Origin of the sequence: Micromonospora sp. DT231 (assembly GCF_049847025.1) — a bacterium.
Taxonomy (GTDB): Bacteria; Actinomycetota; Actinomycetes; order Mycobacteriales; family Micromonosporaceae; genus Micromonospora.
This window is the reverse complement of the sequence record NZ_JBNCNO010000003.1, coordinates 515,569-536,539: the sequence shown is the minus strand read 5'-3', so window position 1 is coordinate 536,539 and position 20,971 is coordinate 515,569. Positions and strand designations below refer to the sequence as shown.

20 protein-coding genes are annotated in these 20,971 nt (G+C 71.7%); 7 read left to right on the top strand and 13 right to left on the bottom strand.

Annotated elements, in window-relative coordinates:
• Positions 1 to 30: 30 nt before the first annotated feature.
• Both ACPXBU_RS10660 and ACPXBU_RS10655 read left to right on the top strand, forming a co-directional pair.
• On the top strand, positions 31 to 924 hold the full coding sequence (locus ACPXBU_RS10660; protein ID WP_393367712.1) for an ABC transporter ATP-binding protein: 894 nt from the start codon (positions 31 to 33) through the stop codon (positions 922 to 924).
• A complete protein-coding gene (locus ACPXBU_RS10655) occupies positions 921 to 1,982 on the top strand; it encodes an ABC transporter permease (RefSeq protein WP_425757911.1) in 1,062 nt (353 codons plus the stop codon). The genes ACPXBU_RS10660 and ACPXBU_RS10655 overlap by 4 nt, the downstream gene beginning before the upstream one ends.
• 58 nt (positions 1,983 to 2,040) lie before the next feature.
• Here ACPXBU_RS10655 and ACPXBU_RS10650 read toward each other — a convergent pair whose 3' ends face one another.
• Together ACPXBU_RS10650 and ACPXBU_RS10645 are read right to left on the bottom strand one after the other, a co-directional pair.
• Positions 2,041 to 2,685: a DUF402 domain-containing protein gene (locus ACPXBU_RS10650; protein WP_425757910.1), complete on the bottom strand. Its 645-nt coding sequence runs from the start codon at positions 2,683 to 2,685 to the stop codon at positions 2,041 to 2,043.
• 27 nt (positions 2,686 to 2,712) lie between these two features.
• The gene (locus ACPXBU_RS10645) at positions 2,713 to 3,489 is read right to left on the bottom strand and encodes a GntR family transcriptional regulator (protein ID WP_425757909.1); all 777 of its coding nucleotides are present in this window, start codon (positions 3,487 to 3,489) and stop codon (positions 2,713 to 2,715) included.
• A gap of 509 nt (positions 3,490 to 3,998) precedes the next feature.
• On the opposite strand from ACPXBU_RS10645, the gene ACPXBU_RS10640 reads away from it, so the two are divergent.
• On the top strand, positions 3,999 to 4,271 hold the full coding sequence (locus tag ACPXBU_RS10640) for a hypothetical protein (RefSeq protein ID WP_425757908.1): 273 nt from the start codon (positions 3,999 to 4,001) through the stop codon (positions 4,269 to 4,271).
• A gap of 88 nt (positions 4,272 to 4,359) precedes the next feature.
• On the opposite strand, the gene ACPXBU_RS10635 is transcribed toward ACPXBU_RS10640, so the two are convergent.
• Positions 4,360 to 5,112 (bottom strand): YebC/PmpR family DNA-binding transcriptional regulator, encoded by a 753-nt coding sequence (locus ACPXBU_RS10635; protein ID WP_393367704.1) that lies wholly within the window; start codon positions 5,110 to 5,112, stop codon positions 4,360 to 4,362.
• Positions 5,113 to 5,342: 230 nt separating this feature from the next.
• Positions 5,343 to 6,002, bottom strand: a complete 660-nt coding sequence (locus tag ACPXBU_RS10630) for an NADPH-dependent FMN reductase (protein WP_425757907.1) — start codon at positions 6,000 to 6,002, stop codon at positions 5,343 to 5,345.
• 104 nt (positions 6,003 to 6,106) lie between these two features.
• On the opposite strand from ACPXBU_RS10630, the gene ACPXBU_RS10625 reads away from it, so the two are divergent.
• Positions 6,107 to 6,958: a helix-turn-helix transcriptional regulator gene (locus ACPXBU_RS10625; RefSeq protein WP_425758011.1), complete on the top strand. Its 852-nt coding sequence runs from the start codon at positions 6,107 to 6,109 to the stop codon at positions 6,956 to 6,958.
• Between the two features lie 16 nt (positions 6,959 to 6,974).
• Here ACPXBU_RS10625 and pdxT read toward each other — a convergent pair whose 3' ends face one another.
• From pdxT to pgsA, 6 genes are all read right to left on the bottom strand, one after another.
• Positions 6,975 to 7,580, bottom strand: a complete 606-nt coding sequence (pdxT, locus tag ACPXBU_RS10620) for a pyridoxal 5'-phosphate synthase glutaminase subunit PdxT (protein WP_425757906.1) — start codon at positions 7,578 to 7,580, stop codon at positions 6,975 to 6,977.
• A gap of 2 nt (positions 7,581 to 7,582) precedes the next feature.
• Positions 7,583 to 8,500 carry a pyridoxal 5'-phosphate synthase lyase subunit PdxS gene (pdxS, locus tag ACPXBU_RS10615; RefSeq protein ID WP_393367699.1) on the bottom strand — a complete coding sequence of 306 codons (918 nt, stop codon included), beginning with the start codon at positions 8,498 to 8,500 and terminating at the stop codon, positions 7,583 to 7,585.
• Positions 8,501 to 8,637: 137 nt separating this feature from the next.
• Positions 8,638 to 9,141 (bottom strand): hypothetical protein, encoded by a 504-nt coding sequence (locus ACPXBU_RS10610; protein ID WP_425757905.1) that lies wholly within the window; start codon positions 9,139 to 9,141, stop codon positions 8,638 to 8,640.
• Positions 9,142 to 9,225: 84 nt separating this feature from the next.
• Complete coding sequence (locus ACPXBU_RS10605; RefSeq protein ID WP_425757904.1) at positions 9,226 to 10,386, bottom strand: glycosyltransferase family 4 protein; 1,161 nt, start codon at positions 10,384 to 10,386, stop codon at positions 9,226 to 9,228.
• Positions 10,387 to 10,444: 58 nt separating this feature from the next.
• Positions 10,445 to 11,377 carry a phosphatidylinositol mannoside acyltransferase gene (locus ACPXBU_RS10600; protein ID WP_393367694.1) on the bottom strand — a complete coding sequence of 311 codons (933 nt, stop codon included), beginning with the start codon at positions 11,375 to 11,377 and terminating at the stop codon, positions 10,445 to 10,447.
• Between the two features lie 46 nt (positions 11,378 to 11,423).
• The gene (pgsA, locus tag ACPXBU_RS10595; RefSeq protein WP_393367692.1) at positions 11,424 to 12,053 is read right to left on the bottom strand and encodes a phosphatidylinositol phosphate synthase; all 630 of its coding nucleotides are present in this window, start codon (positions 12,051 to 12,053) and stop codon (positions 11,424 to 11,426) included.
• Between the two features lie 249 nt (positions 12,054 to 12,302).
• Here pgsA and ACPXBU_RS10590 point away from each other — a divergent pair, with 249 nt between their 5' ends.
• Complete coding sequence (locus ACPXBU_RS10590; RefSeq protein WP_425757903.1) at positions 12,303 to 14,456, top strand: elongation factor G-like protein EF-G2; 2,154 nt, start codon at positions 12,303 to 12,305, stop codon at positions 14,454 to 14,456.
• A 362-nt stretch (positions 14,457 to 14,818) separates the two neighbouring features.
• Here ACPXBU_RS10590 and ACPXBU_RS10585 read toward each other — a convergent pair whose 3' ends face one another.
• Complete coding sequence (locus tag ACPXBU_RS10585; protein ID WP_425757902.1) at positions 14,819 to 15,877, bottom strand: aldo/keto reductase; 1,059 nt, start codon at positions 15,875 to 15,877, stop codon at positions 14,819 to 14,821.
• Positions 15,878 to 16,028: 151 nt separating this feature from the next.
• The gene (locus ACPXBU_RS10580) at positions 16,029 to 16,541 is read right to left on the bottom strand and encodes an HIT family protein (RefSeq protein WP_355028900.1); all 513 of its coding nucleotides are present in this window, start codon (positions 16,539 to 16,541) and stop codon (positions 16,029 to 16,031) included.
• 178 nt (positions 16,542 to 16,719) lie between these two features.
• Here ACPXBU_RS10580 and ACPXBU_RS10575 point away from each other — a divergent pair, with 178 nt between their 5' ends.
• Positions 16,720 to 17,448 (top strand): D-Ala-D-Ala carboxypeptidase family metallohydrolase, encoded by a 729-nt coding sequence (locus ACPXBU_RS10575; RefSeq protein ID WP_425757901.1) that lies wholly within the window; start codon positions 16,720 to 16,722, stop codon positions 17,446 to 17,448.
• A gap of 61 nt (positions 17,449 to 17,509) precedes the next feature.
• Here ACPXBU_RS10575 and thrS read toward each other — a convergent pair whose 3' ends face one another.
• Positions 17,510 to 19,519 (bottom strand): threonine--tRNA ligase, encoded by a 2,010-nt coding sequence (thrS, locus tag ACPXBU_RS10570; protein WP_425757900.1) that lies wholly within the window; start codon positions 19,517 to 19,519, stop codon positions 17,510 to 17,512.
• 188 nt (positions 19,520 to 19,707) lie between these two features.
• On the opposite strand from thrS, the gene ACPXBU_RS10565 reads away from it, so the two are divergent.
• Complete coding sequence (locus tag ACPXBU_RS10565; protein WP_425757899.1) at positions 19,708 to 20,676, top strand: DUF1775 domain-containing protein; 969 nt, start codon at positions 19,708 to 19,710, stop codon at positions 20,674 to 20,676.
• Positions 20,677 to 20,971: the final 295 nt, after the last annotated feature.

Here is a 20,971-nt window from a genome sequence, read left to right as displayed (position 1 = left end):
GGGGCGGGGTATTCGATCTAGCGTGGGACCGTGACCAGATCGCTTCGCCTCGACGGCATCGACCGCAGCTTCGGCGACCGGCAGGTGCTCAGAAATGTGTCCTTCGAGGTGGTCGCCGGCCGGATGACCGGCTTCGTGGGCGCCAACGGCGCCGGCAAGACCACCGCCATGCGCATCATCCTGGGTGTGCTCGCCCCCGACGCCGGTGAGGTGAGCTGGGGTGGCGCCCCGCTGACCCGCCAGGACCGGCGACGCTTCGGCTACATGCCGGAGGAGCGGGGCCTCTACCCGAAGATGACGACCCGGGAGCAGGTGACGTACCTGGGCCGGCTGCACGGCCTGGACGCACCCGCCGCCCGGCGGGCCACCGACGCTCTGCTGGACCGGGTCGGCCTCGGTGAACGTGGCGACGACCTGCTGGAGACGCTGTCGCTGGGCAACCAGCAGCGCGCGCAGATCGCGGCCGCGCTCGTGCACGACCCCGAGGTGCTGGTGCTCGACGAGCCGTTCTCCGGCCTCGACCCCCTCGCTGTCGACACCGTCGTCACCGTGCTGCGGGAGCGGGCCTCGGCCGGTGCGCCGGTGCTCTTCTCCAGCCACCAGCTCGACGTCGTGGAACGCCTCTGCGACGACCTGGTGATCATCGCGGACGGGGTGATCCGGGCCGCCGGCGGCCGCCAGCAGCTACGCGACTCGTACACAGTGCCCCGCTACGAGTTGGTGGTGGCGAACGACGCCGGTTGGGTACGCGACCAACCCGGGGTGACAGTGGTCGAGCTGGACGGCCCGCGCGTGGTCTTCGACCTGCCGGCCGGCGCCGACGAACAGCCCGTGCTGCAGGCGGCCCTCGCGCGCGGTCCGGTGCGCGCCTTCGGCCCGGTCAGCCCCTCGCTCACCGAGATCTTCCGAGAGGTCACCCAGTGAACATCACCCAGGCCACCCGGCTGGTCGCCGAACGGGAGATCCGCGTCAAGCTGCGCGACCGCACCTTCCTGTTCGGCACACTCTTCTTCCTGCTGATCGCGGCGGCGGGCACCATCCTGCCGCCGCTGCTCTCCGGCGGGCCGTCCACGGTGGCGGTGACCGAGAGCGCGGCCGGTCCCCTGCGCGCCGCCGGCCTGGAGGTCCGGGTGGTCGCCGACGACCGGGCCGCCGAGCAGGCCGTCCGCGACGACGACGTGGACGCCGCGGTGGTCGCCGGACCGGCGGTGCTGGCCATGGAGGAAGCCCCCGACGACGTGGTGAAGGCCCTGAGCAGCCAGCCCACCGTACGACTGCTCGACCCGGACGCGGTGGACCCGGTGGTGGCGTTCCTGGTGCCGTTCGTCTTCGCGTTCGTCTTCTTCATCACCTCGCAGACGTTCGGGGTGCAGATCGCGCAGAGCGTCATCGAGGAGAAGCAGACCCGGATCGTGGAGATCCTGGTCGCCGCCGTGCCGGTACGCGCGTTGCTGGCCGGAAAGGTGGTGGCCGGCGCCATCCTGGCGTTCGCGCAGATCGCGTTGATCGCGGTGGTGGCGGTGATCGGGCTCCAGATGGGCGACAGTGGCGGTCTGCTCAGCCTGCTCGCCCCGGCGATCGGCTGGTTCGTGCCGTTCTTCCTCGTCGGTTTCGTGCTGCTCGCGGCGATGTGGGCGGCGGCCGGCGCGCTGGCCAACCGGCAGGAGGACATCGCGGCGGTGTCGACGCCCGTGCAGTTCGCCGTGATGCTGCCGTTCTTCGCGGTGATCTTCCTGAACGACAACGACACCGCGATGCGGGTGCTGTCCTACCTGCCGTTCTCGTCGCCCACGGCTATGCCGCTGCGGCTGTTCACGGGTGACGCCGCCGGATGGGAGCCGGTCGTCTCGCTTCTCATCCTGCTGCTCGCCGCCGGCGCGTTCCTGCTCGCCGGCGCCCGGGTGTACGAGGGTTCGCTGCTGCGCACCAACGGCCGGACCTCCCTGCGGACCGCGTGGCGGGAGCGGGAGACGATCGGCTGAGCCGTCAGCCCCGGCGGGCGTCGGTGTCCTGACCGGACGCCGACGCCCGTCGCGTTCACTAAGCGGGCGGCACCTGGTCCCAGCCGGCCGGCAGTGGGGGCGCCGACCAGGACGGGTCGGGCTGCCACGTCGCCCACGCCGGGTCCCACCAGCGCTCCCCCGCGTCGAGCAACGCCGCGATCCGGTCACCCTCGGCCTGGATGGCATCCCCCATGCCCGGGTAGCGCCCCTCGACGAGGCGCTCGGCGAAGATCTCCACGTCCTTCCAGACGTAGGCGTCGGCGTCCGCGCCCCACCACAGGTCCAGCTCGTGGTCGAGAGTGTCCACCCCGATCGGCGTACGCCGGAACGGGTCCTGGAGGTTGAAGTACCAGCCGGCGAAGTCACGCCCGGGGCCGGTCCAGAACACGTCGACCGAGTGCGCCTCGCCGGGGCGTTGCAGCATCAGCTTGCCGTGCCCCGACCACGAGCGGTGCCCGGCGGTCTCCCACGGGTGGCGGCCACACGGGAAGACGCCTGTCGTCGGGAAGCCGAACTCCGCCCCCGGCGGGAGGTAGAGGGCGAGCAGGTCGGGCGAGTCCTCGACGCAGATCGTCGGACAGCCGAACCACACCTCGCCGCGCAGGATCTCACGCCGGACGACCACGTCACCCGGCGCGAACCGCTGTGCCACCAACTCCCCCACCTCCACGTTCGCCGGCACCGCCTGGTCAACTCGGCAGCGCGACGCTTAACTGAGATCAATCCAGTAGTCCAAGTCGACCAGGTCGGCACGCCTCACAATGTGTGCCACCTCGACCACCCGCTCACCGACGTACGTCTGTCGAGTGATCACTACTACGTGAACCCCGGCAGGAATGCGTAGGGCTTCAGCCTCATCAGACGAAGGCAGCCTCCATCGTGGACGTTCACGGACGCCCGTGATGGTGTGCCCGAGGCTGTAGAGCTGCGACGTATTGCCGCCCGGCCATGGCTCGTTATCAGGATCGGCAACCGGAGTGCCAGCGACCATGTCGAGCAGTAGGCATGAGACGGACATCTGCTGCGGCGCACCATGAGTGCGGAAGAGGAGATGACGTTCGAGAAGCATCGTGCCTGGCTCTACGCCGAACAACTCTGCTACCGCCTCGGTAGCCGGCACCTCGCGGAAGTCCTTGTCCAGGCTGTACGCAGCCCAGTCGACCTGCTGATCAGCGGTGAAGGACGTACCAAGCTCACCACTACGAACCTGCTCAAGCTCCTTGCGATACCGCTCAGAAGCGAGTCTCCGCACAGGCATCACCGGCCTGGCGTAGGTTCCACGTCCCACTTCGGTCAGAACCAAGCCTTCGGACCGCAGCAGCGCCAGGGCTTCCCGAACGGTTCCCCGTGCGACTGAGAACTCAGCCATCAGGGTCGATTCACTGGGCAGCAACGAGCCAGGTGGGATCACGCCAGCCTCGATGCGGCGGCGCAGTTCGTCGGCAACCAGCCGGTATCGGCGGGGTGTTACGTGCGGGGTAGGCACGCCCGTCACCGTACTCCCGATCTTCTTGAGCCCTCACTTGCCACGACACGAACAGTACCTGTATAGACAGGCTGCATAGACAGGCTTACGGTTGCGAGTGTGGCCGGCACGCAGAGTGATCTAGGGGTAGGCACTCCGTGCCGGCCACCCAGGGACTCTCGGGAGGCAGAACCGTGCGCCGTTGGAAGTGGTTTCAGAGACCTGATGAGCCGATCGACGTCGTTGAGCGCTCCGCCTATCAGCCCGTAGCGTGCGTTTCTCCCGCGCCAGGGGAGAAGCCGGACGAGGTCAGCACCAGACGGCAAGTGCTCAAGCGTCGCAACCAGCGAGACGGGCGGCACGATGCTTGAGGAATATCGACCCGAACCGCCTTTCATGGTGATCATGGCGGGGTTCATCGTTGACCTTCACAACCGCGGACGTTGCCCGAGCTGCACGCCCGTCGGCTTCTGCCCCAGGCTGAGCGAAGCAGGCAGGACCTTGAAGACCTGGCGTGCAAGGAAGGCCGGATGAAGGCCGGTGACCTCCTACGGCTCGACCGGGCGGCAAGCGTTCAGTTCATGATCCCCATCACCGTCCGAGTCATCAGGAAACTCGACTGGATCACCTATGACGGTTGGTGCTGGATCGACTGCTACCAGCTCGACGACAAGGGCGACGCGATAGCCCGACGCTCCCTTTTCCTGATGCCTGAGCACGCGACATACGTGCCACCTCCACCACCGAGGCAAACCCCCGTCGGGCGCAAACCTCTAGCCAGGAAATCGCTCAAGGTTGGCTAGACACAGGCGGGCCCCAGCCTCGGTGTGAGGCTGGGGCCCGCTGCTGCATTTCCCGGAGCTCAGCCGTACCTTGCTCGCCTCGACCGCCTCAGGCGTCGACAGCCGCCATCACGTCGTCGCTGACGTCGAAGTTGGCGTACACGTTCTGCACGTCGTCGCAGTCCTCGAGGACGTCGATCAGCTTGAAGATCTTGCGGGCGCCCTCCTCGTCCAGCGGGATGTTCATGCTGGGGACGAGAGACGACTCGGCCGACTCGTACTCGATGCCGGCGTCCTGGAGCGCGGTCCGCACCGGGATCAGGTCGGTCGGCTCGGAGACCACCTCGTACGCCTCACCGAGGTCGTTGACCTCCTCGGCGCCGGCGTCGAGGACGGCAAGCATCACGTCGTCCTCGCTGGTGCCCTCCTTGGGCACGATCACCACGCCCTTGCGGGAGAACATGTACGACACCGAGCCGGCGTCGGCGAGCGAGCCGCCGTTGCGGGTCAGCGCGGTGCGCACCTCGGTGGCCGCCCGGTTGCGGTTGTCGGTGAGGCACTCGATGAGCATGGCCACGCCGTTCGGGCCGTACCCCTCGTACATGATCGTCTGCCAGTCGGCGCCGCCGGCTTCCAGGCCGGAGCCACGCTTGACGGCGCGGTCGATGTTGTCGTTCGGCACCGAACTCTTCTTCGCCTTCTGGATCGCGTCGAAGAGCGTCGGGTTGCCGGTGGGGTCGCCGCCGCCGATCCGCGCGGCCACCTCGACGTTCTTGATCAGCTTGGCGAACATCTTGCCGCGCTTGGCGTCGATGACGGCCTTCTTGTGCTTGGTCGTCGCCCACTTTGAGTGGCCGGACATCTTCTACCTCCGTTGCTAGCCGCCGGCTGCATCGACCGCACCGCTCGCGCCCCGCTCCCGCCGGCGCACGCGGAGGTGCCGGTCAGCTCTGGTGGAAGCCGTGGCGGGCAGATGGCCCTGCCGAATCCCCGCAATCCTACCGACGTCCCCCGGGTCGCTGTCATGCACCGCGCGCGACGACCTCCCCACGCCCGCCCGAAACGGGCATACGCGGGGAAAACACTGTCAGATCAGCCCACCAGCTCCGCGGTGCCGACCGCCACCCCTGCCGGGTCGACCGGGCGCAGCGCTCGGGACCAGGTCACGACCTCGGCGAGCATGGTGGACAACTCCGCCTCCCGGCCGTCACCCGGCGCGAAGCGGCCGGCGGTGGGGTCACCCGGGTCGGCACCTGTGAAGTCGAAGTCGGTGAAGATCGACAGTGCCACTCCGGTCGGCACCACAAGCGTCCGTACCTCGGTCAGAATCGTCCGCAGGTGGTCGGCTGCCCGGTTGCCACCCTGCACGCCGTAGCTCAGCACCCCGGCCACCTTGTCGGTCCACTCCGCGTACAGGTAGTCGATCCCGTTCTTGAGCGCGGCCGGGATCGAGCGGTTGTAGTCCGGGGTCACGAAGACGAAGGCGTCGCAGGCGTCCACCACCGCCGCCCACCGCCGGGTGTGCGGGTGCCGGTAGTCGCCGAACAGCGCCGGCACCGGCTCGTCGAGCAGCGGCAACTCCTGCTCCGCGAGGTCGACAAGCGTGCAGACGGCGTCCCCGGCGCGTACCGTCTCGTGCCGCTCGGCCACCTCCATCGCCCACCTGGCGATCGCCGCGCCCCGCCGGCCGGGACGGGTGCTGCCCACGATCAGCCCGATCCGAAGCGGTCCTGTGCTCTGTGCGTCAGTCATGACCACGATCCTGTGGCCGACGGGACGGGCCGGGGAGACCGCCGCGAGGATGGCCCTGCCAGGGCCACCCACCGGCCGGTGCCGGCTGCCAGACTGAGTCGGTGATGGACGGAGAGCTGGGCGCGTTCCTGCGCAGTCGCCGCGAGGCGCGGCGGCCGGCCGACGTCGGCCTCGCCGAGGGCCCCCGCCGACGCACCCCCGGCCTGCGCCGGGCCGAGCTGGCGACGGTGGCGCAGGTGAGCGTCGAATACCTGACCCGGTTGGAGCAGGGCCGCGACACCCGGCCGTCGCCGGAGATCCTCGCCGCGCTCGCCGACGCGCTGCGCCTGGACAGCGCCGACCGCGACCACCTGCGCCAGCTCGCCTCGGCCCAACACGCCCGACAGCTCTGCGCGGGTGACCGTCCGACGGTCTCCCGCACCGTCCGGCCAACGGTCCGCGCGATGCTCGACGCGCTGCGCGACACCCCGGCGTACGTGCTCAACCGGCTCGGCGACGTGCTGGCCTGGAACGAGCCGTTCGACGTGCTCGCCCGCCCACTCGGCCTGCTGGACGGGTCGCGACCGAACCTCATCTGGTTCGTGCTGACCGACGAGCGGGCCCGTGAGCACTATCCGCAGTGGTCGGCGCTGGCCGACCAGCAGGTCGCGGAGCTGTACCTGCTGCGCCGCGGCGATCCGGCCAGCGACGTCTTCGCCGAGCGGCTGGCCCGCACGGTGGGTGCGCCGTTCGTCGACAGGTGGCGGCGGCGACCGGTCACCGCCGCGCGGGGCGGCCCGCTGACGGTACGCCACCCGGCGGTGGGGCTGTTGCGCCTCGACGTCGAGACCCTGGAGGTGGCCGAGGCCGATCCGCAGCGACTCGTGGTGCAGCTGCCCGCCGACGCCGCCACGGCGGCCGCGCTCGACCAGCTCGCGGGACGCCGCCCGGGGCACCTGCGGGCGGTCGCCGGCTGAGCGACGGGTCCCCCGGTCAGGAGGTGGCCCGCACCAGGTCCACGAAGTACGCGTGCACGCGCAGGTCGCCTGTCAACTCGGGGTGGAACGAGGTGGCCAACAGGTTGCCCTGCCGCACCGCCACGATCCGGTCGGCGGCCGGGCCGTCGGTCACCGTGCCGATCACCTCGACTCCGGCGCCGACCCGTTCCACCCAGGGCGCGCGGATGAACACCGCGTGGAACGGCTCGCCCTCGACTCCGGTGATGGTCACCGGCGCCTCGAACGAGTCGACCTGCCGGCCGAACGCGTTGCGCCGGACGGTCATGTCGATGCCGGCGAAGCCCCGCTGGTCGGGTCGGCCGTCGAGCACCTCGGTCGCCAGCATGATCATGCCCGCGCAGGAGCCGTAGACCGGCATGCCGTCGGCGATGCGCTTGTCGATCGGCTCGCGCATCTCGAAGATGTCGGCGAGCTTGCTGATGGTGGTGGACTCGCCGCCGGGGACGACCAGGCCGTCCACCGCGTCCAGTTCCGCCGGACGACGGACCGGGCGGGCGTCCGCGCCGGCCGCCGCCAGTGCCGCCACGTGCTCGCGGACGTCCCCCTGCAGCGCGAGGACTCCGATGGTGGGCGCGCCCATGCCTACCAACCGCGCTCGGCCAGGCGGTGCGGCTGCGGGATCTCGTCGACGTTGATGCCGACCATGGCCTCGCCGAGACCACGGGAGACCTTCGCCAGCACGTCCGGGTCGTCGTGGAAGGTGGTGGCCTTGACGATCGCGGCGGCCCGCTGCGCCGGGTTACCCGCCTTGAAGATGCCGGAGCCCACGAACACGCCCTCCGCGCCGAGCTGCATCATCATCGCCGCGTCGGCCGGGGTGGCGATCCCGCCTGCGGTGAACAGCACGACCGGCAGCTTGCCGCTCTCGGCGACCTCCTTGACCAGCTCGTACGGGGCCTGCAACTCCTTGGCCGCGACGTACAGCTCGTCGGCCGGCAGCGAGGACAGCCGGGCGATCTCCTGACGGATCCTGCGCATGTGGGTGGTGGCGTTGGAGACGTCGCCGGTGCCCGCCTCACCCTTGGAACGGATCATGGCCGCCCCCTCGGTGATCCGCCGCAGCGCCTCACCCAGGTTCGTCGCGCCACAGACGAAGGGCACCGTGAACGCCCACTTGTCGATGTGGTTCGCGTAGTCGGCCGGGGTCAGCACCTCGGACTCGTCGACGTAGTCCACGCCCAACGACTGGAGGATCCGCGCCTCCACGAAGTGGCCGATGCGGGCCTTGGCCATCACCGGGATGGAGACCGCCTCGATGATTCCGTCGATCATGTCGGGGTCGCTCATCCGGGAGACGCCGCCCTGCGCGCGGATGTCGGCGGGCACCCGCTCCAGGGCCATCACCGCGACCGCGCCGGCGTCCTCGGCGATCTTGGCCTGCTCGGCGTTGACCACATCCATGATCACGCCGCCCTTGAGCATCTCGGCCATGCCGCGCTTGACGCGCGCGCTGCCGACGACGGGGGCCGGACCGGTGTTCGGGGCGGTGTTCTCGGGCACGGGTCATCGCTCCTTGGACGTGCGCTGGGGGTGACAGCGAAAATGCTACGCGCGGGTCAACGCCGGACCGACAGCCAATCAGACCCCCGGTGGCCTGCCCTGTGGCCCTGGTCACCGGCTCCCGGCGACCGTCCGGGTCAGCTCGCGGGGACGTCCGCCGGCACCGTGAGGGTCGGGTCGTCGATGTCGAAGTAGCGCGGCCACTCCCGACCCCGTCCCATCCGCAACACCCGCACCAACGGTCGGCTACGCGCCGAGCGGGCGTCGCGGACCAGGTCGGTGTGCACCTGCCGGGACAGCGCGAGCCGACGACTGGCGGCGATGACCGCCCCACAGTCCGGATCGCCCGGATCCAGCTGGACGCCCCGCAACTGCCGGGTCAGGTCGTTCTCCGCGGCCTCCCGCTCGTCCGGGCTGGCGTCCAGGGCGATCCGGGCCGCCGCGTACAGCTCGACACCGAACCGCCGCTCGGCCAACACGGCGGCCGCCGCGGCCCGACGCAGCAGGTGCGCGTCGAGGGCCCGGGCCGCCAGTTCCGCACGGCCCTGCAGCCGCTCCACCCGGCCGGCGGTCCAGACAAGGTACGCCGCGACCAGCCCCACGACCACGATCGCGGCCACCACCCACCACATGTGCGGCATCGTAGTGCTGCTCCGTTTCGCCTCCGATTGGGCGCGGCACCACCGGTCACCCCGGTCGTCGTCCGCACCATGCGTCCCACCGGCTCAGCCCAGCCCCACCCACTCCTGGTCGATGACCCGCCCGTCGGTTGCCTCGATCGCCGCTGCGTATACCTCCACAACGCGCCGAGCAACCACCGGCCAGTCGAAATTCGCCACCACCTGATCGCCGCACTCGGTCAACGCGGCCCGCCCGGCGGGGTCGTCCAGCAGCTCGGTCACCGCGTCGCGCAACCCCACCGGGTCACCCGTGGGAAAGAGCCGGCCGGCGCGCCCACCGTCGAGCACCCGCCGGAACGCGTCCAGGTCGCTGGCGATCACCGTCGTACCCGCCGCCAACGCCTCGGTGAGGATCATGCCGAACGACTCGCCACCGGTGTTCGGCGCCACGTAGAGGTGCACACTGCGCAGCATCCGCGCCTTGTCCGGTTCGGTGACCAGCCCGAGGAACGTGATCCGCTCGTGCAGCTCGGCCGGGAACTGGTCGTACAGGTCGTCGGGGTCCCCCGGGCCGGCGACGAGCAGCCGCAGCCCGGGCCGGGTGGCGGCCAACGCCACGAACGCGTCGCGCAACACCGGGAAGCCCTTGCGCGCCTCGGTGAACCGGCCCAGGAAACCCAGGGTGCCGCCGCTGCCCGGGGCGCACTCCCCCGGCCAGCCCGGCAACGGCTCGGCGTCGGCGAACTTCGCCACCGCCACCCCGTTGGGGATCTCCACCGCCCCGCCGTCCATGTGCTCGACCTGCACCTTGCGGGCCAGCGCACTGACCGCGATCCGGGCGGTGATCCGCTCCAGCACGATCTGCAACACGCCCTGCGCGGCGGCCAGCACCCGGGAACGGGTCATCGCGGTGTGGAAGGTCGCCACCACCGGGCCGCGCGCGGAGAGCACGGCCAGCAGGGACAGGCTCAGCGTGAGCGGCTCGTGCACGTGCAGCACGTCGAAGTCGCCGTTGATGATCCAACGCCGGACCCGAGCGGTGGAGACCGGGCCGAAGGCGATCCGGGCCACCGAACCGTTGTACGGCAGCGGCACGGCACGACCGGCGGACACCACGTACGCCGGCAACGGCGAATCCTCGTCGGCCGGCGCGAGCACGCTGACCTCGTGGCCGAGCGCGATCAACGCCTCGGCCAGGTCCATCACGTGGTTCTGCACCCCGCCGGGGACATCGAAGGAGTACGGGCACACGATGCCGATCCGCATGCGTCAGCGCCCCCCGCCCACGACTGCGGCACACCGTCCCACCGTGCCCACCACCTCCTCAGGCCGGACCGGCGGCCGAGGATGGCAGCGCCGTGCCGTCCGCCGACCCCCGCTGGTCCAGCCACATCCGCTGCAACATGTGCCAGTCTTCCGGATGCCGGGCGATACCCGCCGCCAGACCGTCGGCGATCAGCTGGGTCAGCGACCGGACCCGCTGGTCCAGGGGCCCCGCCTCGGGCCCCGGCACCGGCAGCGGGCCGGCGAGCGACGCGCACGCCGCATCCGATTCGTACCACATCGAGGCCACGTAGAGGGGCGCACCGCTGTGCAACGCGAGCAGCGCCGGCCCGGCCGGCATCCGGGTCCTGCCGCCGAAGAAGTCCACCTCCACCCCCCGGGCGGAGAGGTCCCGGTCGGCGAGCAACGGCACCACGGCACCGGCACGAACGCGCTCCAGCAGCACGTCGAACGCCGGACGCGGGCCGCCGTGGGTGGGCAGGATCTCCATGCCCACGCTCCCCCGGAAGGCCACGAAACGCTTGTACACGCCCTCCGGCTTGAGCCGCTCCATCACCGTGGTGATCGGCCAGCCGTTGGCCGCCACCCAGGCGCCCGCGGCGTCGTAGTTGCCGGCGTGCGGCAGCGCCACCACCGCGCCCCGGCCGGCGGCCACGTCGGCGGCGAGCAACTCCGCGCCGTCGAGCCGGAAGCCGGACAGGATCTGCGCGCGGCTCAGGGAGGGCAGCCGGAACGCCTCCATCCAGTACCTGGCGTACGAGCGCAGCCCTCGCTTGACGAGATCGTCCAGCTCGGCCTCGGACAGCTCCGGGCCGACCACCCTGCGCAGGTTCGCGCGCAGTCGGGCCGTACCCCCTCCGGCGCGGCGGTGCGCGCGGTCCGCGCCCGCCTGGAACGCCGCCGCCACCAGCGGCCGGGGTAGCGCGCGGACCACCCGCCAGCCGGCGACGTAGCCGAGCTCGGTGAGGTTCACGCGGCCCGGCCGCCGGTCGTCCGACGCCGGGTCGTCGACCCGCCCCTCACGCCTGGCCGTTCGGCTGGAGCTGCTGGGCCTGGCGGTAGACGTGCGCCATCCGCTGCCCCACCGTGAAGATCGACACCGCGGCGAGCAGCCAGAGCGCGATCTCCAGCGCGGGCTTCACGTCCAGGCCGGTGAGGATCCCGCCGACGCCGACGATCAGCAGCCGTTCGGTGCGCTCGGCGATGCCCACGTTGCAGGTCATGCCGAGCCCCTCGGCGCGCGCCTTGACGTAGGACACCAGACTGCCGGCGGCCAGGCAGATCAACGCGGCGGCCACCCCGGAGTGGTCGCCCTGGGTGGCCAGCCAGTACGCGACCGCGCCGAAGACGGCACTGTCGGCGACCCGGTCCATGCTCGAGTCGAGGAACGCCCCGAACCTGGTGGACCCGCCGCTCATCCGGGCCATCGTCCCGTCGAGCAGGTCGGTGAGCGCGAAAACGGTCACGATCAACGCGCCCGCGACCAGATGGCCGCGGGCACCGAAGCCGAGCGCGCCGACGAGCACACCAACGGTGCCCGCGACGGTGACGGCATTGGGGGTCACGCCCGCGCGCAGCAGGGCGCGGGCAATCGGCTCGACGACGCGGGTCATCCCCGCGCGGGCCGACACTTGGAAGATCTTCGCCATGGCGGTCCCCACGATAACGGTCCGCCCAGGTCCGGCGATACGGCCGCCCCTCCGACCCGCCCGGGAGAGGCTTGTGCCTACCCGACAACGGGTGTGAGATCGAGCTGGAGGGTGAGCCAGCTCACCCGCTCACCCGTCCCGTTCCCGCTGAGCACGAGACCACCGGAGGATACTGCCGCGCACTCGCCCCGGGCCGCTTACCGTCGCGCGGCGGTCGCCACCCACCACCGGCTGAGGGAGGTGCGCCCCATGGCGCAGAAGCACGAGAAGGGTTCCACCGGCGGCGCGCCGGTGGTGACCGAGCCCGAACAGGTACGCAACGTGGTGCTCGTCGGGCACTCCGGGGCGGGCAAGACGACACTCGTCGAGGCCCTGCTCGCGGCGACCGGCACGATCGGCCGGGCCGGCGCCGTCGTCGACGGCACGACGGTCGGCGACCACGACCCCGCCGCCGTCCGCCAACAGCGGTCGGTCAGCCTGTCCTGCGCTCCGCTGCTGCACAACGGCATCAAGGTCAACCTGCTGGACACCCCCGGGTACGCCGACTTCGTCGGTGAGCTGCGCGCCGGGCTGCGGGCCGCCGACGCCGCCCTCTTCGTCGTCTCCGCGGCCGGCGGCATGGACGCGGCCACCGTCGCCCTCTGGGAGGAGTGCGCGGCTGTCGACCTGCCCCGCGCCGTCGCGGTCTCCCGCCTGGACCAGCCCCGCGCCGACGTCGACGAGACGGTGGCGCTCTGCCAGCGCCTCTTCGGCGACAACGTGATGCCCCTCTACCTGCCGATGCTCGGCGACGACGGGGTGTCCACCGAGGGTCTGCTCGGCCTGATCACCCGTCGCGTCTTCGACTACTCCGCCGGGCTGCCCGCCGACGTCCGCGACCCGGACCCGGAGCACCAGCGGGCCATCGACGAGTCCCGCGACGAGCTGATCGAGGGGATCATCGCCGAGAGCGAGGACGAGACCCTCATGGACCGCTACCTCGACGGTGAGGAGATCAGCGACGAGGTGCTCATCGACGACCTGGAGAAGGCCGTCGCCCGGGGGCACTTCTACCCGGTGGTGCCGGTCTGCGCCCAGACCGGTGTCGGGCTGGACGTGCTGCTGGAGGTGCTGACCGCCGCGTTCCCGTCGCCGCTGGAGCACGAACTGCCGGCGGTCGCCGGCGTGGACGGCTCCCCCCGCCCGCCGCTGACCTGCGACCCGGCCGGGCCGCTCGTCGCCGAGGTCGTCAAGACCACAGTCGACCGGCACGTCGGCCGGGTCTCGCTGGTCCGGGTCTTCTCCGGCACGCTGCGCCCCGACCAGACCGTGCACATCTCCGGGCACGGCATGACCGAACGCGGCCACCCCGACCACGATGCCGACGAGCGGGTCGGGCACATCTTCACCCCACTGGGCGCCACCCTGCGGGAGGTGCCGCTCTGCGTGGCCGGCGACATCTGCGCGATCACCAAGTCGGGCACCGCCGAGACCGGCGACACCATCTCGGCCACGGACGACCCACTGCTGATCGCCCCCTGGGAGATGCCGGAGCCGCTGCTGCCGGTGGCGGTCGTCGCCCGCAGCCGCGCCGACGAGGACGCCCTGGCCCGCAACCTCGCCCGCCTGGTCGCCGGCGACCCCACGCTGCGCCTGGAGCGCAACCCGGAGACCCACCAGCTGGTGCTCTGGTGCATGGGCGAGGCGCACGCCGACGTGGTGCTCGACCGGCTGCGCGCCGGCGGCGTCGAGCTGGACACCGAACCGGTGAAGGTGTCCCTGCGCGAAACGCTCACCGTGCCCGCGAACGGGCACGGCCGGCACGTCAAGCAGTCCGGCGGGCACGGCCAGTACGCGGTCTGCGACATCGAGGTCGAGCCCCTGCCCCCGGGCAGCGGCAACGAGTTCGTCGACCGGGTCGTCGGCGGCGCGGTGCCACACAACTACATCCCGTCCGTGGAGAAGGGCGTCCGCGCCCAACTGGAGCGCGGTCTGGTCGCCGGCCACCCGGTGGTGGACCTGCGGGTGACACTTGTCGACGGCAAGGCGCACAGCGTCGACTCCTCCGACGCGGCCTTCCAGACCGCCGGCGCGCTGGCCCTGCGGGACGCCGCCGACCGTGGTCAGCCCGCGCTCCTGGAGCCGATCGACGAGGTCACCATCCGGGTGCCGGACGGTTCGGTGGGTGCCGTGCTGGGCGACCTGTCCGGCCGCCGCGGCCGGGTGCTCGGCACCGAAGCGGACCCGGACACCGAGGGCCGCACCCTCGTCCGCGCCGAGGTGCCGGCGACCGAGTTGCTGCGCTACGCCGTCGAGCTGCGTTCCATGACGGCCGGCACCGGCACCTTCCGCCGCCGGTTCGTCCGCCACGACCCCATGCCGGCCCACCTGGCCGACCAGATCCGCAAGGAACACACCCCCTGAGCCTCGCCCCGCCGCGCCCGGTCCCCGCGAGGGACCACAACTCGTGATCGACAGGGCCGGGTGAGGCGGGTGGGCTGCCATGTTCGCGTCCTGTAGAGCTGCCCCAGATATGGGGCGGCTCTACCGGCGCGCCGAGACCCGACCGGGCCACCGCCCATGCACACCGCAGCTCCACACGCCACCACCCGACCAGGCCACCGCCCCAGACACGGGGCAGCTCTACAGGAGGCCCGCACCCACCCGACCAGGCCACCGCCCCAGACACGGGGCACCTCTACAGCAGGCCCGCACCGACCTGGTGGGGTGCGCACCCGGGTCGGGACGCGACGGCAGCGCGGACCGGACGGGCGCCACTGCCCCGCTCAGGGGTGGGTGGTGGGATGGGTGGGAGGGGGCCAGTGGGGGCGGTCGGCGTCGCGGAGGGCCGCGGTGCGAAGGGCCGCCAACTGGCGCTCCACCTCGACGAACTGGTCCGCCGGCAACGGCCCCCGGTGCAGCGCGGCGGCGTTCTCCTCGACCTGGGCGACCGTACGGCAGCCGGGGATCGGGATGGTGCGGCCGCTGCGCGCCCAGATCCAGCCCAGCGCCCCCTGGGCGAGGGTGCGCCCGTCGGCGGTGAGCGCCGCGCGGACCGCGCCGACCCGGCGCAGCCACTCCGGCGCGGGCCGGCCACCGCGGAACCACTCCAACCAGCCGGGGGCCGACCCGCGGACGTCGTCGCGGGGCAGCACCGAGCCGGCCGAGTACTTGCCGGTGAGCAGCCCCATCCCCAGTGGGCCGCGGTTGACGCTGGCCAGGTCGTACTTGTCGCAGACGGCGAGCAACTCGGGGGCGTCGCGCAGCACCGACAGGGTGTGCTGCACGGCGGTGGCACCGGCGGCGCCGTGACCGAACGCGGTGGCCCGGTCGACACGGTCGGTGCTCCACCCGTACGCCCGGATCAGCCCCTCGGCGACCAGGTCCTCGCAGGTGCCGACGAGCGCCTGCGCCCGCGGCACCGACAGGTCGGCCAGGTGTAGCTGGTAGAGGTCGATCCGATCGGTGCCCAACCGGCGCAGCGAGTCCGTCACGGCCCGACGCAGGTAGGCGGGCGACGCGTCCTCCCCGGTGGCCTGTCGCCTCGCCTCGTCGAAGGTGTAACCCCACTTGGTGGCGATCACGGCCTCGTCCCGGCGGCCCGCGAGCGCTCGGCCGAGGACCCGCTCGCCGTGCCCGGCGCCGTACGTGTCGGCGGTGTCGAACAGGGTGATGCCCTCCTCGAGCGCCCGGTGGACCGCCCGTACCGACTCGTCGTCGTCGACCGCGCCCCAGCCCAGCGGTTGGGCGCCCTCCGCCCAGGGCCCGCCGATCGCCCAGCACCCCATGCCGAGGGCGCTGACCTCGATGCCGCTGCGCCCCAACGTCCGTGTCGTGACTGCCATCGGCCGATCGTGCCACCTTCACCCGGTCGGGACGTGCTGCTCCCCCACGTACACCGGGTGGAGAGCTGGCCGGAGCCGACCCCGCTGCTGCGCGCCGACTGACCGTGCCCCGCGCGGACGCCGCGTGGCCGGACGCCCGCGTGGCCGGTGGTCAGGACGGCCAGGCGCGGGCGAGCAGGTCGCGGGTGTCGCCGAGCAGTTGCGGCAGGACCTTCGTGCGGCCGATCACCGGCATGAAGTTCGCGTCGCCGCCCCAGCGCGGGACCACGTGTTGGTGCAGGTGCGCGGCGATGCCGGCGCCGGCCACCCCGCCCTGGTTCATGCCCAGGTTGAAGCCGTGCGCGTTGCTCACCTTGCGGATCACCCGCATCGCGGTCTGGGTGTACGACGCCAGCTCGGTGGTCTCCGGCACGTCCAGGTCGGTGTAGTCGGCGACGTGCCGGTAGGGGCAGACCAGCAGGTGCCCCGGATTGTACGGATAGAGGTTGAGCACCACGAACACGTGCTCGCCACGGGCCACCACCAGGCTGTCCTCCGGCGGCAGCTTGGGCGCCCGGCAGAAGGGGCAGCCGGTGGGCTTCTCGTAGCCCTCGGCCGGACGGTCCTCGCCGGAGATGTAGGTCATCCGGTGCGGCGTCCAGAGCCGCTCCAGGCCGTCCGCCATGCCATCCGTGTCCGTGTGCCGTTCCGCCCCTGTCACGAGCCGATCCTACGGAGCCAGCCCGTGCAGCCGCGACACCCGTCGCCGGGAAAACTCTTGCTGCACATTCTTGACGGATCAATGCCCAAACCTGAAGATTCCATGCATCCATAACCGCGCATGTATCGATGGAGGGTCACCCATGATCCGTCGGCTCGGCCGGCTCCTCGCGGCACTCGCCCTGACCGCCGCCACCACAGTGGCCGGCATCACCCTCACCGCCGGCGCCGCACAGGCGGACGGCTGCTACACCTGGGGTCGCACCCTGTCCCAGGGGGCGTCCGGCGACGACGTCCGGCAACTCCAGATCCGGGTCGCCGGCTACCCCGGCTACGGCGCGGTGCTCACCATCGACGGCGCGTTCGGCCCCGCCACCCGCTCGGCGGTGATCCGCTTCCAGCAGGCGTACGGGCTACCGGCGGACGGCATCGCCGGCCCGCAGACGTTCAACCGGCTCTACGCCCTGCAGGACGACGACTGCACACCTGCCAACTTCAGCTACCCCGAGCTGAACAGGTGCAACAGCGACTGGTCCGGCGGCGCGGTCGCGGCGAGCACCGCACGGGCCAACGCGCTCGTCTCGATGTGGAAGCTCCAGGCCCTGCGGCACGCTCTCGGGGACGTGGCCATCTCGATCAGCAGCAGCTTCCGCAGCTACGCCTGCAACAGCGCGGTGGGCGGGGCGTCCAACAGCCGGCACCTGCACGGGGACGCGGTGGACCTGGTCGGGTCACCGTCGTTCTGCCGGCTGGCCCAGCAGGCCCGCTACCACGGCTTCGGGCAGATCCTCGGCCCCGGCTACCCGGACCACAACGACCACACCCACGTGGCCGCCGTCGGCGGCTGGTCGGCCCCGAACTGCGGCATCTGACCCCCAGCGCGGCCCCGCGTCGCGGTTGCCGGGCGCGGCCCTCGGGCCGCGCCCGGCTCCGTTACTCCGCGGCGGCGGAGGGGCCGATGTTCGTGCGCGAGCTGACCACGTCCAGGATGTGGGTCACCGCCTCGGCGGTCGGCACCCCGTTGCGCTGCGAGCCGTCGCGGTAGCGGAAGGACACCGTGCCGGCGGCCACGTCGTCGTCTCCGGCGATCACCATGAACGGGATCTTCTGCTGCTGCGCCGTACGGATCTTCTTCTGCATCCGGTCGTCGCCCGCGTCCACCTGGGCCCGGATCCCCTCGGCGCGCAGCGCCGCGACGAAGCCGTGCAGGTAGTCGGTGTGGTCCTCGCGGATCGGGATGCCGACCACCTGCACCGGGGCCAGCCAGGCCGGGAACGCGCCCGCGTAGTGCTCGGTGAGCACCCCGAAGAACCGCTCGATCGACCCGAACAGCGCCCGGTGGATCATCACGGGCCGCTGGCGGGTGCCGTCGGCGGCCTGGTACTCCAGACCGAACCGCTCCGGCTGGTTGAAGTCGACCTGAAGGGTGGACAACTGCCACGTCCGGCCGATCGCGTCCCGCGCCTGCACGGAGATCTTCGGCCCGTAGAACGCCGCGCCGCCCGGGTCGGGCACCAGGTCCAGGCCGGAGGTCTCGGCGGCGGTCCGCAGCGCCTCGGTCGCCTCGGCCCAGTCCTCGTCCGCGCCGATGAACTTGGGCGAGTCGTCGCGGGTCGACAGCTCCAGGTAGAAGTCGTCCAGGCCGTAGTCGCGCAGCAGGTCAAGCACGAAGCTGAGCAGCGTGGTCAGCTCACCGGCCATCTGCTCGCGGGTGCAGTAGATGTGCGAGTCGTCCTGGGTCAGGCCGCGCACCCGGGTCAGGCCGTGCACGACGCCGGACTTCTCGTACCGGTAGACCGTGCCGAACTCGAACATCCGCAGCGGCAGCTCCCGGTACGACCGCCCGCGCGCCCTGAAGATCAGGTTGTGCATCGGGCAGTTCATGGCCTTGAGGTAGTAGTCCGCGCCCTCCAACTGCATGGGCGGGAACATGGTGTCCGCGTAGTACGGCAGGTGACCGGAGGTCTGGAACAGCTGCGCCTTGGTGATGTGCGGGGTGTTGACGAACTCGTACCCCGCCTCCTCGTGCCGACGCCGCGAGTAGTGCTCCATCTCGCGGCGGATGATGCCGCCCTTGGGGTGGAAGACCGCGAGGCCGGAGCCGATCTCGTCGGGGAAGCTGAACAGGTCCAGGTCCGCGCCGAGCTTGCGGTGGTCGCGCCGGGCGGCCTCCTCCAACAGCTTCAGGTACGCCTTGAGCTCGTCGCGGGTCGGCCACGCGGTGCCGTACACCCGCTGCAGTTGGGGGTTCTTCTCCGACCCGCGCCAGTACGCGGCGGCGGAGCGCATCAGCTTGAACGCGCCGATCAGTCGGGTGGTCGGCAGGTGCGGGCCCCGGCAGAGGTCCGACCAGCAGACCTTGTCCTCCTTGGCGTCGAGGTTGTCGTAGATGGTCAGCTCGCCGCCGCCGACCTCCATCACCTCGTCGGTGTCCAGGCCCTCGCCCTTGACCTCGATCAACTCCAGCTTGAACGGCTCGTCGGCCAGCTCGGAGCGCGCCTCGTCCAGGCTGCCGAAGCGGCGGCGACGGAACCGCTGACCGCTCTTGACGATCTCCTGCATGCGCTTCTCGATCTTGCTGAGGTCATCGGGCTGGAACGGCTTGGCGACGTCGAAGTCGTAGTAGAAGCCGTTCTCGATGGGCGGGCCGATGCCCAGCTTGGCCTCGGGGAAGACGTCCTGCACGGCCTGGGCGAGCACGTGCGCGGTGGAGTGACGCAGCACGTTGAGCCCGTCGGGTGAGTCCAGGCTGACCGGCTCGACGGTGGTCTCCTCGGCCGGCGCCCAGTCCAGGTCGCGCAACTGACCCTGCGGGTCGCGGACCACGACGATCGCCTTGGGGCCGTTCGCGGGCAGTCCGGCCGCGGCCACCGCGTCGGCCGCCGTGGTCCCGGCGGCGACGACGACGGGGTCGGCCACGGCGGGGGTACGGGGTGCGGACACGGTGACTCCTCCAAGCGGTACGAAACGGTGCCGATCCTCGGCTCCTGCCGATGCTATCGGTCGCGCTGTCCCCGACCGGGAACGGCACCTTCCTCACGGCCGCGTTGAACCTTTCGCACCTCGGAGCCGAACTAGAAGGTGTGGTCGGAAACCGGTGCCGGTCGCGTCGACAGGGATGGGGACACAAGATGGCGAGCACGCACGGTGGTGGACGTCGGCGGCGGATCGCGGCGGTGACCGCGCTGACCGCCGCCGGGCTGCTGCTCTGGCCCGGCGCGGCGCGGGCGGCGGACGTGACGACCACCCCGACCGAGGCCCGGCAGGGCGACGCCGTACGCCTGGAGTTCACCGTCCCCGAGGAGCGGGCCGGCACGAAGACCAACCAGATCGAGGTCCGGTTGCCGGCCGACGCGCCGATCGCCGAGGTCTACCCGATGTCGGTGAACGGTTGGGCGCCCCGGATCAGCTCCCGCACCCTGGACAAGCCGGTGGCGGGCATCCACTCTTCCGGGGTGAGCACGGTGACCACCGCGGTGACCTGGGTCCGGGTCGGCGAGAGCGACCCCGGCCCGGCCCGGCTGGCGCTGTCCATGGGGCCGATGCCGCAGGCGGAGCGGCTCACCTTCGAGGTCGTCCAGACGTACGCCGACGGCACGGTGGTCCGCTGGGCGGACGCCGCCGGCCCGCACCGCGCCCCGGCGATCACCCTGCTGCCGGCGGCGCCCGGCGCGGCGGGTCCGGCCGCCCACGGCGGGCACGGCGGCCCGGCGGCCGGTGCGCCGGCCGCACCGGACAGCGGTGTCGACGCCGCCCCGGCCGCTGGTGGCGGCGACGCGGGCGAGGAGTCCGGCGGCGCCGACGGGATGCTGGCCGCCGGCCTGCTGGCCGGGCTGGGCGGCGGCGCGGCGATCGGTTGGCTGGTCAGCCGCTGGCGCCGACGCGACCCGAACGAGGCCACCGCGCTGGCCGAGGTCACCGGCGGCGCGGACGAGGACCAGACCGCGACGCTCGCCGAGGTCACCGGCCGCACGGACAAAAACCAGACCGCGACGCTCGCCGAGGTCACCGGCCGCACGGACAAAAACCAGACCCCCACCGAGCTGCCGCGCAGCGCAACCAAGGCCACGACGCCGGCCGTTTCGTCCTCATCTCGGTGATCCACTCGGCTTTCTGAAAAACGCGGCATCAACGCCACGCGGACACCGCGATTTGCAGAAAGCCGAGTCGATCAACGCCCCGGGCAGGGCAGGCCGGGTGAGCCGCGGCGCAACCGAGGCCACCCTGCCCGAGGCCGCAACGCCGGCCAGCGCGACGTCGGCCGTTTCCTCGTCATCTCGGTGATCCACTCGGCTTTCTGAAAAACGTGGCATCAACGCCACGCGGACACCCCGATATACAGAAAGCCGAGTCGATCAAGGCGCCGGCGCGCCGGGCGGCGCAGGCCGCACGGAC